Below are 13,042 nucleotides of genomic sequence, written 5' to 3'. Positions count from 1 at the left end.
AGCCTTCGCGCAGTAAAGCCATCTAGATTGAGGCCAACGGATAGTACTCAAGTGAATATGTAGCTAAAGTTGCATATATTTCATTCAATAAAAAGTATAAGTTGATACAGTATTGTTAAGTGAATAAGACCATGAACCTGATTGCCTATGAAGCTCATTTTTGGGAGCTTTACCAAGACTTTGAGCGCTATTATCTGAGTATTGCCATTGATATGAGTTCGGTTGTGTCTTGTTGGGACTTGGTTTTGACGCAAGAAGAAATTTTGCAATATGAACATCGTGGCCGAGTCAGTATTCAGGAATTGGCCAAGTGCATCATAGAAGCCGCCTATAAAGGTGATTTTTCTAGCATAGAGTCTCGTTTAGCCAAGCCTTATGAACGACAAGCGATGCAATTGGCTTTTAGAAACTGGATGAAAAGTACTCAAGTCCAGCAGTAAGCTGAATTTATTTTCTATTATGGTGGGTGGGCTTAATTCTTTTTAAGAAAGGCCTGACTGAGCTGATGGAGTAGCATCTGGCTTACAGCATCCTGCTGTTGCTGGATGAGTTGTTTGATTTGGTCGATCTGAGGCTTCTCTTGAGGAATGATGATGTCCTGGTCTATTTCTAGTTCAGAGATAGCATTTGGCTGTTCTGCGACCAAGTTAGAGGATGGATGTTCAGCATGCCAAAGCTGTGTTTCAAGTGACATGATGTATTTATATTCATCGGTATTTGGGTTGAACCGCTTATAAAGCCTTAAGTCTTGCATCGCATCTTGACGGCTTCGGTGTGGTGTATCTGTTTCGGTTTTTAGCCATTCAGATATCACGGGGTGAATTTCATGTTGCATCTGTTGGTAATAAACCCAGTCACTGAGTAGAGCATGGTCTATGTCCGAGACATAAGGATTATTCTGTTGTAGCAGTTGCTGTAAATGTTCTAAGACCAAAATTTCCTGCTGCTGTAAGGCGTAACGCGCTTCTGTGTTGATCTGTTGATATTCTTCTGCGGGAATTTCAGAGAAATATTGTTGATCGACAAAGGCATCGACAATATGTGTCTGGAACAGGTCATTCCATTGCTCTAGCGCATGTATTTCTAATTGCTGTAGTTCTTTAAAGCCTTTACTTTGATAATGATTTAACTTGATACGCTGAATATTTTGCTGATTAAGCTCAATTTTCTGTTTGATATACTCAGCATAGGCGCCTTGCTGTTTGGGGCTGACAGGGATTAGCACATCGACCAAAAGTAATTGTTGTTGCTGTTTGTATTTCAACCAATCTTGAGTGCGTTGGGTTTCTTTGTACTCTTTAGAGAAAAAATGGGTCAAATGTGGTGTCGTTTTTTCAGGCATTACAAAATGCATCACGCCAAAAACCATGATTGCTAAACAGACCACCACAAGAATGACTTTTTTCATTATAGAAATGTTTTTCTGTGTTTATTATTTGTAGATGTTAGCTCAAAAATGAGAAATAGTTAATATTTTTTCATCAAACTATTAAGTATGTATGGGAGAAATGGAAAACTCCCTATGACCTAGAATATTAACTTTATATAAGGCATTAAAGCCCTCAGCATGTTGTGGCTGTTCAAATTTTTTATAAGTGGCACGAACACCGACATCGGGAATGCAAGCTTTGCCTTCGCGTAAGCGATTACGTTGTAGAGCACTACTGAGTTCAGTTTCGAAACAATAGCCAATGATCTCGAAGCCTGCGTCCTTTGCCCTTTGAATATAGCGGGCTCGGTCAGCGATGGTTGGGTTGGTATTATCAATCACCATTTTGGTTTTTGAGGCCAATCCTGCTTCAAACATGATCTTTTCACGATGCCTTGTTTTCAGCATGTCGAGGTTGATGCGTAAATGGCTATTGGCCAAATTTAGCAGATAATAGCTCGATTTTCCTGAAGCTTGGATGCCCATAAAAATAATCAGTTGCATATGTGATTTAAATACTCGCTGTGCGAGAAAGCCTTTGAATAATTTTCTCCCCTTATTGTTAAAGTCGCAAGACTTAAAATAATTTAAGACTGCTTTTCAGCTGCCACATCGTTGTCCGCTTGTTGAGGAATCATCATAGAAGCCAGTTTGAGCATTTCGGATTGGATTGTGCCCATTTGTTGTTGAATTTTCTTAAAATCCACTTGGCTGAAATCCACTTGTCCATTTAAAAATGGTGAAGCCAAAACTTGTTGGTTCGCGGAGAGTAAAGTATTACGAATATCGTTAATTTCTTGAGTTTTGAGGTTAAGGCTGTTCAAAGCAGCATTAAACCCAGTCAATTGTTTTTGTAAGGCAGAGGCTGCCTGTTGCAATTGTTGTTGATCGTGCTGATCAATTGCGGTTTGTAGATCGTTTTGGGTTTCTTGAAGTTGGGTGACATATTCTCCTGCTTTTAATTGCAGATCTGCTACATCACGGACGATATACAGCATGCTCCCTGTTTTGAGTTCAGGTTTTTCAGTGTTTTGCACATGTGCTGTTGAGCTCTGATCAGCGTTTTCAGTTTGAATATTTTGCTGGTTTGGTTCGGCTGCTTGTTCACAGCCAATGAGCAAAATGCCCGCACTAAACAAAGCAAAAGGGAGAATTAAGTTTTGTAAAAATTTTTTCATCATCAAATCAATATTGCGGCTATCTATTTTTAATATAGAGGCAAAATGTGCAGATAAAATAGAGTGTTTCAAAGTCATAACAAAACTATTTGAGAAGCTAAAAAAAAGAGTGCCGTGGCACTCTTTCTTCTGATTCGATATCAGCAGATAACTTAACCTGCAATAATTTTGATAATGGCATGTGTACGAATATCTGTCAGTACATAGTCGCCATTCACTTTAATCCATTGTTGGTTTTTACCTGGTTTGCTCAATTTTTTAAACTTTTTATGGTCGACTTTGTAGCCTTGACCACGGTATTGAGTTGGTACGGGATTGCCTGGCTTCCAAGATGCTGATGGTCTTGGCGCTTTATCGTGGTTTGGTTTTTGTTGACTTGGTTGCTGTGCAGCTTGTGGAGCAGGTTTATGCTCGTCAGCATGATGGTTAGATGCATCTTTATGTGCATCATTGTGATTTGGCGCATCATTGTGATTTTGTGTTGCATGCTCTGCGTTGTTACGTTGATCTTGTGGAGCAGCAAATGCAGGAGCAGCAACTAATGCAGTTGAGAATGAAAAAATTACAGCTTTAATTAAACGATTCATAATTGACCTTTTTAAATATTGTATGCGTTGATGGCGTAAGTTACAGAGGCAATAATGCAATATTACGCAGCTTTAACTGGTTTTTTTTCGCCAGTTTTGTGTTGCGGTTGTGTGTGGTTCTGAGGTGTAACTTTCTTGCTTGTTGCCTTTTTAGGTGTTTCTTTTTTCTTTTGTACAGCTGGTGTTGGTGTCTTAGATTGCTTTTTTACAGCTACTGGCTTACTGGCGTCAGCTGCTTTATGTACGTGCTGTTGAGTTGCTGCTTGAGTTTTAGCAGGTTGCTGTTCTGCTTGTGCTGCAAAAACAGGTGCAGCGACTAATGCTGTGGATAATGAGAGAATAACTGCTTGCACCAAATGTTTCATAATCGACCTTTCAATTCATATCTGTCTTGTTCTGATGTTGCTATTACAACAGTAAGTGTTCGAGTTAATTTGGATTTTATGTTGTATAAAGTTTAAAACTGTGGAGGAATAAAGGAGACGAATGAAAAGTAGGTCAGAAAGTAAGAATCTCACTTTCTGAGCATAGGAGCTGTTTTTACTTTAATAGTTCAGCATTGATTGCATCGACGATACGAGGATCATTGGCTGTAATATCGGGTGCGAAGCGCGCAACCACTTCTCCATTCTTATTGATTAAGAATTTTTCAAAGTTCCACAGTACCTCAGGTGGTTCATTTGGTGTTAAACCGTAGTCAACTAAGTCTTTCCACCATGGACCTTCTCCAATACGTTCAGGAATGGCTTGGGTCAGAGTTTGGTATAGCGGATGTTTGTCATCGCCTGCAACTGAGATTTTTGAGAAGAGTGGAAAATCAACTTGGTAATTGAGTGAGCAAAATTCTTGAATTTCAGTATCTGAACCAGGCTCTTGTGCTAAGAAATCATTAGCAGGGAAGCCTAAAATTTCTAGACCTTGAGATTTTTTGTCTTGGTAGAGTTTTTCTAAACCTTCGTATTGTGGTGTCAGTCCACATTTAGATGCAACATTCACCACCAGTAGCACTTTACCTTGGTACTGGTTTAGGTTGATGTTTTCACCCTGAATGGTTTTGACTGGAATGTTATAAATCGAAGTGCTCATTTGAGTGTCCTTATATAAAGTCTATTTTATTGTGTTGTAAGCGTTCGCCAAAGTCACGTCAATTTGATGTCTCATCACAACAAAAAGCAAGCCGAAGCTTGCTTTAATGTTTTGCTTTAAGGTTAAGGAGCATGAGCTGCTTTGACTTTGGCTTCTAAAGCCGTGACATCAGCCATGATGGTTTTCTGTAGTTCCATGGCTTTGTTTTGAAGCTCGGTAATTTTTGCGCTATCTGGCTTTGTTTCAATACTCTCTTTAGTCAGCTCAATGCCAAGGTTATTGGCATCCTGCATTTTTTTACGTAAGGCATCCACCTCAGTACTTTTTAAAGTTAAAGCGTCAAGCTCATCATTAAATTGTTTGACATAGGTTTCTGTTTTTCAAGCACTGCTTTAAGTTGTGTCGAATCTTTCTTTTCGACAACTGCGGCAACTTCTTTTTGGAATGCTGTGGCTTCCTGTGCTTTTGCATTTGATAAGGTTTCTACGGCCAATAAATCGGCTTGAATATCAGCAATGTTATTATTGCTATGATCAGCAACGACGGTGGTTGCCTCGGTGGAGGTTGTTTCAGATGCAGACGTTGTTTGTTCAACGGCCGGTTCAGTTCCTTTCTTTTCACATGCGGCCAAAGATAGCGTGGCCAAACAGACTGTGGTTAAAAGTAACTTTTTCATAAGAACATCCTTCTATCGGGAAATATGCTTGGTATCTGCCAAAGTCGCAGTGCAATGACAAATCTATTCAGAATGCGTTTCTCATACGCTATAAATAAGATGCAGAGATGGCCGAATGCGTTCTATGGTGTTTTTGTAGAGTTGGAATGTAGAAAGTGATGACTGTAATCTGTTTTTGCACTTATGATTAACACTAATACTCTGTTTTTTATTGATTTTAAATCTAAAAAATAAATGTATCAATTATGTTGAATACCCAAATGATATTCGAATAAACTGAAAAAATGCTTTAACATTCATCTAAATTTTGCATACAAAAGTTGAACTGGATTAGGCATGAGTACTACACAACAACGAATGTATTGGGCTTTGAGTTTACCCATCATTGCTGTACTGATTTGGTCAATCAATATTGTGGTCACGCGTTATGTGGCAGATTTTATTTCACCCGTGAGTATTAGCTTTTATCGTTGGTTCTTTGCTTTTATCCTTTTAACTCCTTTTGCACTCATTCCTTTATGTCGTAAATGGGTATTGATCCGAGGACATATTTGGCAACTCGCGGTATTGAGCGCATTTGGTCTAGTGTTGTATCAGGGCTTAGCTTATACGGCTGCCCATTATACCACTGCGACTAATATGGGGCTGATTAATGCCTTTATTCCGATCTTTACCATTTTTGTTTCATTGTTGATTTTAAAAGATATTCCAAATCGCTTTGCGATTATTGGCAGTATTCTCTCTTTTGCTGGTTTGGTCTATATCATTGGGCAGGGCAATCTGGCGGGCTTAGTTCAGTCTGGCGGACACTTTGGTGATGTCTTGATGGTGGTTGCTGTCTTTTTCTATGCTTTTTATGGCGTGTTTTTAAAGAAATGGCAATTACAGATTCCACTCATGTTGAGCCTTTATGTCCAAATCTTTTTTGCGCTGCTTTATCATTTACCATTTATTGCATATTTCGGACTGGATTCAATCAATAGTCAAAATGCAGCGAGTGTCTTATATGCCAGCATCTTTCCTTCATTGGTGGCACCGATGGTTTGGATGCTTGCAATTACGCGTTTAGGGCCAAACCGAACCAGCATTTTTATGAACTTGATGCCTGTTTTTACTGCAGTAATTGCATTTTTCTGGTTAAAAGAAGCGTGGACGGTCTATCATACTGTTGGTGGTATAGTGATCATCTTGGGTATTTTACTCGCACAGCGAAAAACGCTACAAAAGGTTTCTACTTTGACGGGTCATTTAGATTAAAAGGTTGAAAAATGTACAAACAGATGTATTTTGAATAGAATAATTCATTCATTTTTTTGTTTGTAATAGTATTTTTAGATTAACCATGTTCTTTAATATGCCTAAAAAATCATTAAAAATAGACAGATAATTTTAATTATCTTTCAATTATTCAGATTAATCATGCTTTTAGACGCATGATTAATACAAAAAATCTATTTGTTAGAAGTTACATTTTGCTACATAATACGCGCACTGCGAAACGATGATGCTTTTAAACAGTGCATTTGCTTTTGCTCAACGGTTTTCAGACCCTCTGGATGTGATTACACATCCTTTTTTATGCTCAGCCATCCCTATATGGCTGAGCTTTTTTTTTGTCTATTTTTCCTATAAGTTCTGACAAGAAGCCTATTTTTAGGCACGAACCACTTCACCGGTTTCTGCATCAAGTATGCGACTTGGTTCTTGGCTTAGCCCTAAGTCACCATTTAGATAACTCACCTGTTGGGCAAAATATTGGCTTGCATCTTGTAATGAGCGTGCAGGATCGAGTCCAGCAGGATTGGCGCTGGTGGAAACAATAAAGCCCTGAAAAGCATTGCACAGGGCAACGCAAATGGGATGTGTGGTGACGCGAACCGCAACTTTAGGATGATTGCCTTTAATCCATGTCGGAATATGTTCATTTGCAGGCAAGAGCCATGTGGTTGCACGTTCAGATGGACTACGATGACTCCAGCTATCAATAACTTGCTGGCGAATAGTAGGATCTAGGTGTTCTAAAAGCGGTTCAACTTGAGAAATTTGCCCAGCCAGTAAAATGACGCCTTTTTCTATAGGACGCTGTTTAATCCGTAGAATGTCCAAAAATGCCTGTTCGTTATAAGGATCACAGCCTAAACCCCATACTGCTTCTGTTGGATATGCTAAAACTTGACCATGTTTTAAACATTGCGCCGCTTCAGTCACAGAGGTGGTAATCATTACACGTGGTACCTTTTATTGATTCATAAAGGGTTATTGTGAACCTTATTGGCTGGAACGGCAACGCAGATAATTTCCAGCCTGTTGTTGTGCAAGTCCTAAAATTTCCAGTTCCATCAATTGACTGGTAAGTGTGGCAATATCCACCCCAAGTTTAAAATTGAGCTGATCCATATTCTGTCCAACCCAATCCAGTTGATTATAGAGCTCAAGTAAATCGGGGGGAATTTCAAGATCTGCATTTTCATGCAGTCCATTTGCTTGAGATTGGCTATGCCACTGGGTAGGGAGCGCTAAATCTTCAATGACCTGTTCAGGATGATCAACCAAAATAGCTCCTTCACGAATCAATTGATGGCAACCTTGATGGTGTTCACTGTAAATATGCCCTGGAATGGCAAAAATGGTTTTTCCTTGCTCTGCGGCTCTTTGTGCGGTTCCTAGAGAGCCACTTTTTAAGGCTGCTTCTGCAATGACAACCCCTAGACTCAGTGCACTGACGATACGATTCCGCCGTGGAAAATTACGCTGTAAAGGTGGGGTGCTGGGCAGAAACTCTGTAATAATGCAGCCATTATTTTCCAATATTTGTGTGCGGAGCGTTTGATGTTGGGAGGGGTAAGTGAGATCTAAGCCTGTACCTATCACCGCAATTGTACGTTGATGTTTTAATCCACCCTGATGTGCCGCAGCATCAATGCCCTCAGCTAAGCCACTGGTAATGTAAAAGCCTTTTTCTGCCAAGTAATAAGCAAAGTCATACGCGATTTGCTTACCTTGGGGGCTCGGCTTACGACTACCGACGATAGCAACTTGAGCTTGCATTAAGTTTTGTAGATTACCCTGACCAAACAAGACTGGCGGCCGATCTGCATAAGGGAGTAGTTGAGAGGGGTAATTGCTTTCGGTTTCTAGCAAGATAAAATCACAACTGGTTTGAATGTTATGCAGTACACTTTGCAATCTGTTTTGTCCAGCAGGCGTTTGTAGCTCTGCTACACGTTGCAGGTGGCTTTTGTGCAAACCGAGTTTGGACCAAGTATTGAGATGAGCTGGAGCAACGGCTTCACTGCTTGAGCCAAAATGAAGTTGTAATTTTTGAAAGCTCGATAAAGAATGCTGAACTAAATACCACAGGGTGATTGTTGCAATCTGTTCATGTGATAATGAGTTCAGCATATATGTACCTTAAAGCAACGGATTATTCATCCACAACTGATGGATAAATATGAGCGCCCAAGTTCATTGGTAACTCACTGTCGAGTACATAAGCATAACTAACGCGGTCAAAGGTTTTGAATACCATGATGTTGCCAATACGCTCAGTTGGAAGCGTAAGTTTTTCATTGGTCTTCGGATCACGAATTTCTTGACCCTTTTGGCTGACCGCGAACACATAGCCTGATTGAACGCCATCCATTGTGCCACGGTCAATGGTTACAACTGAATGCTTCGCTGCCAAACCAATCGAACCTTGAACCCGAATCACTTGACCGCCACCAGTCACATCTTGTGCATGTGTTGGGTAGAACAAGGTTGGAAGCATGGCATCATATTCAGGTAGGACACGATAACCACGACGGACTTCAGAATTATATGAGTCTGTAATTTCTAAAGTTGACATGTCATTTTCACCACGGATGGCAATGGCTGAACCAACCTGAGTCAACTCTAAACCTAGATTTTGTTTTTTACCTTCTGCATCCGTCACAATATACGGTTCGCCTTCACGGTAAATCGCGTAGCGCTGACCGACTTGAATGCCTTGACCACGTGCATAAACAGTTTGGCCTTTACCTGCAATGACTCGTTGATCTGCAGCACCGACAATATATGGTGTATCTTTTAATGATTCTTCAGGCAGAATAGTACTGTGTTCTAGCCAGTTCTTAATATATTCAAGTGGAATCACTGGAATTGCATTGTTTAATGATTCAACGCGAGCTTGTGGTTGAAGTTTGGTGCCACCTGCATAACGACGAATAATCCCTTCACAGCCATCGCCTTCGTCTTTGCCAATGATTGGGCGACCTTCATAGGTACACATCAGCAAGCGGTCACCTGGGAAAATCCAGTGCGGGTTTTTAACATGTTTATTACTTGCCCAAATTTCAGGCCAGCGGACAGGATTATTGAGAAAACGTTTAGAAATATCCCACAAGGTATCGCCTTTTTTCACCACATAAACATTCGGTGCATTGGCTTTTAGAGCAGGTGGATTGGTATTTCGAGCAGGTGCTGCATGTGCCGTAGAAATAACGCTTGCTCCAACGCTTACACAAATGGCAAGAGCTAGTATGTGTTGCTTAAACCCCAAGGCACTAAAAGATGGCATGCCCATAAAAACCTTTTTCATTATCATAATTCCTAAAATTATGTATGTAGTTGCGTTATAATAACGATATTACACACATTTTTTTGATCAAGCATTCCCTTCATTTGGTTTTTTGATCAATGGCATAATTGAGGACGCAGTATGGCCTTATTACCTATTTTAAGTTTTCCTGATCCCCGTCTTCGTACCATTGCAGAACCCGTCGAAGAAGTTACTGATGAAATTCGTCAGCTGGCTACAGATATGTTTGAAACCATGTATGAAGCGCCAGGCATTGGACTTGCCGCGACACAAGTTGATCGTCATATTCAGTTAATTGTCATGGACTTGTCTGAACATAAAGACCAACCTTTGGTATTCATTAACCCCAAAGTCACCCCATTGACCGAAGAAACACAGCCCTATGAAGAAGGCTGTCTATCAGTTCCTCAAATATACGATAAAGTTGCGCGTCCGTCACGTGTAAAGATCGAAGCAATTAACCTTGAAGGTCAAGCATTTGAGGTCGAAGCTGACGGACTTCTCGCTGTTTGCATTCAACATGAAATGGATCACTTAAATGGCAAATTGTTTGTCGATTATCTGTCGCCGCTGAAGCGTCAACGTGCACGGGAAAAAGTGGAAAAAATCACGCGTCAACGTCAAAAAGACAAAGTAGCCGTAAAACGTTAATTTTTCCTAAATTTCATAAACAAAGCCCAATTTTGATTGGGCTTTGTTATATACTTCGCACGTCCTCAACTTAGGTGGAATGGATTGTTCTTTAGAGCTGCGTTGCTACTGTCTTGTGTAGCCGTGTTTTTACAGATTGCTGTTTTTTTACAGCCTTTGCTTCCGACGCAATATCAAATTGCGCCGGTCTGTGAAACCATTACGCGTGCGCTTTTACTCAAGCCAGTTGAACATCTCAGTTCTCATGCTGAAAAGCATTCCACGCATCATCATGATATGCAGACTCAGCATGAACTCAGTTCACAATATGCTGAACACGATCATCATGATGCCAGTCATCAATGCCAATACTGTACGGTGTACGGTAATTTAGTCTTACCGCCCGATTTAGAGTTGAAATCGGTACTCGATCGTATTCAAGTCCGTTTAGTTGCATTTCAAAAAGCCTTTGTGCATGTTTGGTTTGCGCTACAACAACTTTTCTTATTGCCTCAAGGGCGAGCACCGCCACTGTTTGTATAAACCTAGACATTTATTTTTCGGGTCTTAACGGACTCTAGCCTAGTTGTATTTATAGATTTAGTGAGAATAAAAATGGCTCAGCCTACATTCTTTTTACAGCCTCTTGCGGCTGCGATTTCTCTTGCTTGTTTTTCAAGTGTCGTATTTGCCACAGAGACAGACAGTGCGCATATTTTAGCGCCGATTGTGGTGACGGCTCAGCAGGGCAATGATGCCAATGGCCTCATTGTACATGCCGATCCGAAGCAACCCACTCAGCCAATTCCTGCAGTTGATGGTGCAGCCTACCTACAAAGTATTGTCGGTTTTAACCAGATCAAAAATGGCGGTGCGAATGGCGATGTCACCTTCCGTGGTATGTTTGGTTCCCGTATTAAAATCCTCACCGATGGTACGGAAAACCTAGGCGCATGCCCAAGCCGTATGGATAATCCAACGTCGTATGTTTCTCCTGAAAGCTATGACAAAATCACGGTCGTAAAAGGGCCGCAAACTGTTCAGTATGCGCATACTGGTTCAGCCGCAACTGTTATTTTTGAACGTGAACCTGAACAGCTCACTTCGGCGAAACCTTATCGTGGACAAGCCAGTGTCATGCTTGGCTCTTATGGTCGTTTAGATCAAAATATTGAAGCTGCTGTTGGTGATGAAAAGAAATATGCACGTTTAAATGCTAACCGTTCGATTGCAGACAGTTATCAAGATGGAGCGGGCGATACGGTTCCCTCGGATTGGGAAAAATGGAATGCAGACCTTGCATTAGGCTGGACTCCGAATGAAGACACATGGATAGAGCTAAAAGGTGGTAAAAGTGATGGTGAGGCTGTTTATGCTGGACGTAGCATGGATGGCTCTAAATTTGCCCGTGAAAGTCTAGGTTTGCATCTGCAAAAGAAAAATGTCAGCGAGGTGATTAAGAAGGTCGAAGCACAAGTTGACTATAGCTATAACGACCATGTTATGGATAATTTTCGTTTAAGAACGCCACCAACAACGACTATGACGATGAATGGCATGAGTATGACTGTGCCAAATAAGATGGAGATGGAGGTGACACGTCGTACGTTGAATGCACGTGCTGCAATGACTTCTGAATGGGACAAAGTCAGCCTGATGACAGGAATAGACTCACAGCGTAATAAGCATGGTGGCAATATGATTATGTACGCTATGCCGAGTATGAACTCTCCCTTTAAAACCAATATGGAATTTGAGTCTTATGGGGCTTTTGGCGAGCTGAGTTATGCACTCAATGATCAGCATAAACTGGTAACAGGTGCACGTGTCGATCAAGCGAAGATTGATAATTTAGCCACTAATACAGAGCGTAAAGAAACTTTGCCAAGTGGTTTTATTCGAATTGAAAGTGAGCTTGCGGAACATCTTAAAACTTACGCAGGTTTAGGTTATGTAGAGCGTGTGCCTGATTATTGGGAATTGTTTAGTACCAAATATCATCAAAGTGCAGGTACGACCTTTGCCGATTTAGAGAATGAAAAAACCGCGCAGTTTGATGCAGGCTATCAATATGAACAGGGTGCTTTTAAATCATGGGCTTCTGTTTACGCAGGTTTGATTCAAGACTATATATTAGTGGCGTATACCCCGACAGGTTCAATGGGCAAGTTAGAAGCCAAAAGCCGAAATGTCGATGCAACCATTGCAGGTGCTGAAGCAGGTGTGGCTTACCAGTTGACGGATCAAATTCAAGCGGACATCAGTGCCATGTATGCATGGGGTGAAAATACAACGGATCACAGCGCTTTACCGCAAATTGCACCATTAGAAGGACGTTTCAATCTACGCTATGTGCAAGAAAAATATAACCTTGGTTTATTATGGCGTGTGGTTGCAGCACAAGATCGTACTAGCTACCGAGAAGGCAATATCATTGGATATGATTTAGAAGACAGTAAAGGTTTTGGAACGCTGTCTTTAAATGGGACTTATAATATCCAAAAAGATCTAGACCTTTCAGTCGGAATAGATAATGTGCTGAATAAAAACTATGCCGAGCATTTGAATAAACTTGGAAGTTCAGGTTTTGGTTATGCTGCAACAGAACAATTTAACAATATAGGGCGTAATTATTGGGCACGTATCAGTATGAAGTTCTAAAAATATAGAGTAATCATCGCAACAGCCTGTCTAGAAATAGATGGGCTGTTTTGCTTTGTAAGTTAAAAAATGTTTGATAAAACAGCATGCTGAATAAAGATTCAACAGAAAGTGGCTGAGGAAACAGCAGTTTAAAGATAGCAATTGAGTTGATTTTTAAAATATATAATATAAACAATATGTTAGGGTGTAAAAATATATACCGCACGGGTTGAA

At 40.6% G+C, this 13,042-nt stretch carries 16 protein-coding genes; 5 read left to right on the top strand and 11 right to left on the bottom strand.

The features are described 5' to 3' along the window. Positions 1–131 precede the first annotated feature (131 nt). The gene (locus GBI16_RS13650) at positions 132–440 is read left to right on the top strand and encodes a hypothetical protein (protein WP_151707257.1); all 309 of its coding nucleotides are present in this window, start codon (positions 132–134) and stop codon (positions 438–440) included. Positions 441–472: 32 nt separating this feature from the next. Here the strand turns inward: GBI16_RS13650 and GBI16_RS13645 are convergent, their stop codons facing one another. The 8 genes from GBI16_RS13645 to GBI16_RS18945 all read right to left on the bottom strand — a co-directional run bounded on the left by GBI16_RS13645 (position 473) and on the right by GBI16_RS18945 (position 4,956). Then, positions 473–1,408: a hypothetical protein gene (locus tag GBI16_RS13645; RefSeq protein ID WP_151707256.1), complete on the bottom strand. Its 936-nt coding sequence runs from the start codon at positions 1,406–1,408 to the stop codon at positions 473–475. Positions 1,409–1,489: 81 nt separating this feature from the next. After that, positions 1,490–1,933: an AAA family ATPase gene (locus tag GBI16_RS13640; protein WP_151707255.1), complete on the bottom strand. Its 444-nt coding sequence runs from the start codon at positions 1,931–1,933 to the stop codon at positions 1,490–1,492. Positions 1,934–2,016: 83 nt separating this feature from the next. Continuing rightward, positions 2,017–2,607 (bottom strand): hypothetical protein, encoded by a 591-nt coding sequence (locus GBI16_RS13635; protein ID WP_151707263.1) that lies wholly within the window; start codon positions 2,605–2,607, stop codon positions 2,017–2,019. A 152-nt stretch (positions 2,608–2,759) separates the two neighbouring features. Next, the gene (locus GBI16_RS13630; protein ID WP_119065007.1) at positions 2,760–3,194 is read right to left on the bottom strand and encodes an RcnB family protein; all 435 of its coding nucleotides are present in this window, start codon (positions 3,192–3,194) and stop codon (positions 2,760–2,762) included. 62 nt (positions 3,195–3,256) lie between these two features. After that, a complete protein-coding gene (locus GBI16_RS13625) occupies positions 3,257–3,559 on the bottom strand; it encodes a hypothetical protein (protein ID WP_086210801.1) in 303 nt (100 codons plus the stop codon). A 175-nt stretch (positions 3,560–3,734) separates the two neighbouring features. Further along, a complete protein-coding gene (locus tag GBI16_RS13620) occupies positions 3,735–4,280 on the bottom strand; it encodes a glutathione peroxidase (RefSeq protein ID WP_086210800.1) in 546 nt (181 codons plus the stop codon). 122 nt (positions 4,281–4,402) lie between these two features. Further along, positions 4,403–4,594: a hypothetical protein gene (locus tag GBI16_RS18950; protein ID WP_228267844.1), complete on the bottom strand. Its 192-nt coding sequence runs from the start codon at positions 4,592–4,594 to the stop codon at positions 4,403–4,405. Positions 4,595–4,611: 17 nt separating this feature from the next. Beyond that, positions 4,612–4,956 (bottom strand): hypothetical protein, encoded by a 345-nt coding sequence (locus GBI16_RS18945; protein WP_228267843.1) that lies wholly within the window; start codon positions 4,954–4,956, stop codon positions 4,612–4,614. Positions 4,957–5,292: 336 nt separating this feature from the next. Between GBI16_RS18945 and GBI16_RS13610 the strand changes: the two genes are divergently transcribed. Continuing rightward, entirely contained in the window at positions 5,293–6,213 is a 921-nt protein-coding gene (locus tag GBI16_RS13610) for a DMT family transporter (RefSeq protein WP_086210798.1), read from the top strand. A gap of 396 nt (positions 6,214–6,609) precedes the next feature. Here the strand turns inward: GBI16_RS13610 and GBI16_RS13605 are convergent, their stop codons facing one another. The 3 genes from GBI16_RS13605 to GBI16_RS13595 are packed head-to-tail and all read right to left on the bottom strand — an operon-like array spanning position 6,610 to position 9,535. After that, on the bottom strand, positions 6,610–7,179 hold the full coding sequence (locus GBI16_RS13605) for an L-threonylcarbamoyladenylate synthase (RefSeq protein ID WP_086210797.1): 570 nt from the start codon (positions 7,177–7,179) through the stop codon (positions 6,610–6,612). A gap of 45 nt (positions 7,180–7,224) precedes the next feature. Continuing rightward, complete coding sequence (gene dprA, locus GBI16_RS13600) at positions 7,225–8,358, bottom strand: DNA-processing protein DprA (protein ID WP_151707254.1); 1,134 nt, start codon at positions 8,356–8,358, stop codon at positions 7,225–7,227. A 22-nt stretch (positions 8,359–8,380) separates the two neighbouring features. Beyond that, positions 8,381–9,535 (bottom strand): LysM peptidoglycan-binding domain-containing protein, encoded by a 1,155-nt coding sequence (locus GBI16_RS13595; RefSeq protein ID WP_086210795.1) that lies wholly within the window; start codon positions 9,533–9,535, stop codon positions 8,381–8,383. 120 nt (positions 9,536–9,655) lie between these two features. Here GBI16_RS13595 and def point away from each other — a divergent pair, with 120 nt between their 5' ends. The 3 genes from def (at position 9,656) to GBI16_RS13580 (ending at position 12,826) form a co-directional block, all read left to right on the top strand. Continuing rightward, on the top strand, positions 9,656–10,186 hold the full coding sequence (def, locus tag GBI16_RS13590) for a peptide deformylase (protein ID WP_086210794.1): 531 nt from the start codon (positions 9,656–9,658) through the stop codon (positions 10,184–10,186). A gap of 84 nt (positions 10,187–10,270) precedes the next feature. Further along, the gene (locus GBI16_RS13585) at positions 10,271–10,708 is read left to right on the top strand and encodes a DUF2946 family protein (RefSeq protein ID WP_151707253.1); all 438 of its coding nucleotides are present in this window, start codon (positions 10,271–10,273) and stop codon (positions 10,706–10,708) included. 72 nt (positions 10,709–10,780) lie between these two features. Continuing rightward, complete coding sequence (locus GBI16_RS13580) at positions 10,781–12,826, top strand: TonB-dependent copper receptor (protein WP_151707252.1); 2,046 nt, start codon at positions 10,781–10,783, stop codon at positions 12,824–12,826. Positions 12,827–13,042 lie beyond the last annotated feature (216 nt).

Origin of the sequence: Acinetobacter sp. TUM15064, assembly GCF_008980265.1 — a bacterium.
Lineage (GTDB): Bacteria > Pseudomonadota > Gammaproteobacteria > Pseudomonadales > Moraxellaceae > Acinetobacter.
Note: the sequence above shows the minus strand (reverse complement) of the source record. Positions and strands in the feature narration are given on the sequence as shown.

Excerpts from the sequence above, each read along its gene's own strand:
- GBI16_RS13650 (WP_151707257.1), top strand. The coding sequence starts at position 132 with ATGAACCTGATTGCCTATGAAGCTCATTTTTGGGAGCTTTACCAAGAC.
- GBI16_RS13645 (WP_151707256.1), bottom strand. The coding sequence starts at position 1,408 with ATGAAAAAAGTCATTCTTGTGGTGGTCTGTTTAGCAATCATGGTTTTT.
- GBI16_RS13640 (WP_151707255.1), bottom strand. The coding sequence starts at position 1,933 with ATGCAACTGATTATTTTTATGGGCATCCAAGCTTCAGGAAAATCGAGC.
- GBI16_RS13635 (WP_151707263.1), bottom strand. The coding sequence starts at position 2,607 with ATGAAAAAATTTTTACAAAACTTAATTCTCCCTTTTGCTTTGTTTAGT.
- GBI16_RS13630 (WP_119065007.1), bottom strand. The coding sequence starts at position 3,194 with ATGAATCGTTTAATTAAAGCTGTAATTTTTTCATTCTCAACTGCATTA.
- GBI16_RS13625 (WP_086210801.1), bottom strand. The coding sequence starts at position 3,559 with ATGAAACATTTGGTGCAAGCAGTTATTCTCTCATTATCCACAGCATTA.
- GBI16_RS13620 (WP_086210800.1), bottom strand. The coding sequence starts at position 4,280 with ATGAGCACTTCGATTTATAACATTCCAGTCAAAACCATTCAGGGTGAA.
- GBI16_RS18945 (WP_228267843.1), bottom strand. The coding sequence starts at position 4,956 with ATGAAAAAGTTACTTTTAACCACAGTCTGTTTGGCCACGCTATCTTTG.
- GBI16_RS13610 (WP_086210798.1), top strand. The coding sequence starts at position 5,293 with ATGAGTACTACACAACAACGAATGTATTGGGCTTTGAGTTTACCCATC.
- GBI16_RS13605 (WP_086210797.1), bottom strand. The coding sequence starts at position 7,179 with ATGATTACCACCTCTGTGACTGAAGCGGCGCAATGTTTAAAACATGGT.
- dprA (WP_151707254.1), bottom strand. The coding sequence starts at position 8,358 with ATGCTGAACTCATTATCACATGAACAGATTGCAACAATCACCCTGTGG.
- GBI16_RS13595 (WP_086210795.1), bottom strand. The coding sequence starts at position 9,535 with ATGAAAAAGGTTTTTATGGGCATGCCATCTTTTAGTGCCTTGGGGTTT.
- def (WP_086210794.1), top strand. The coding sequence starts at position 9,656 with ATGGCCTTATTACCTATTTTAAGTTTTCCTGATCCCCGTCTTCGTACC.
- GBI16_RS13580 (WP_151707252.1), top strand. The coding sequence starts at position 10,781 with ATGGCTCAGCCTACATTCTTTTTACAGCCTCTTGCGGCTGCGATTTCT.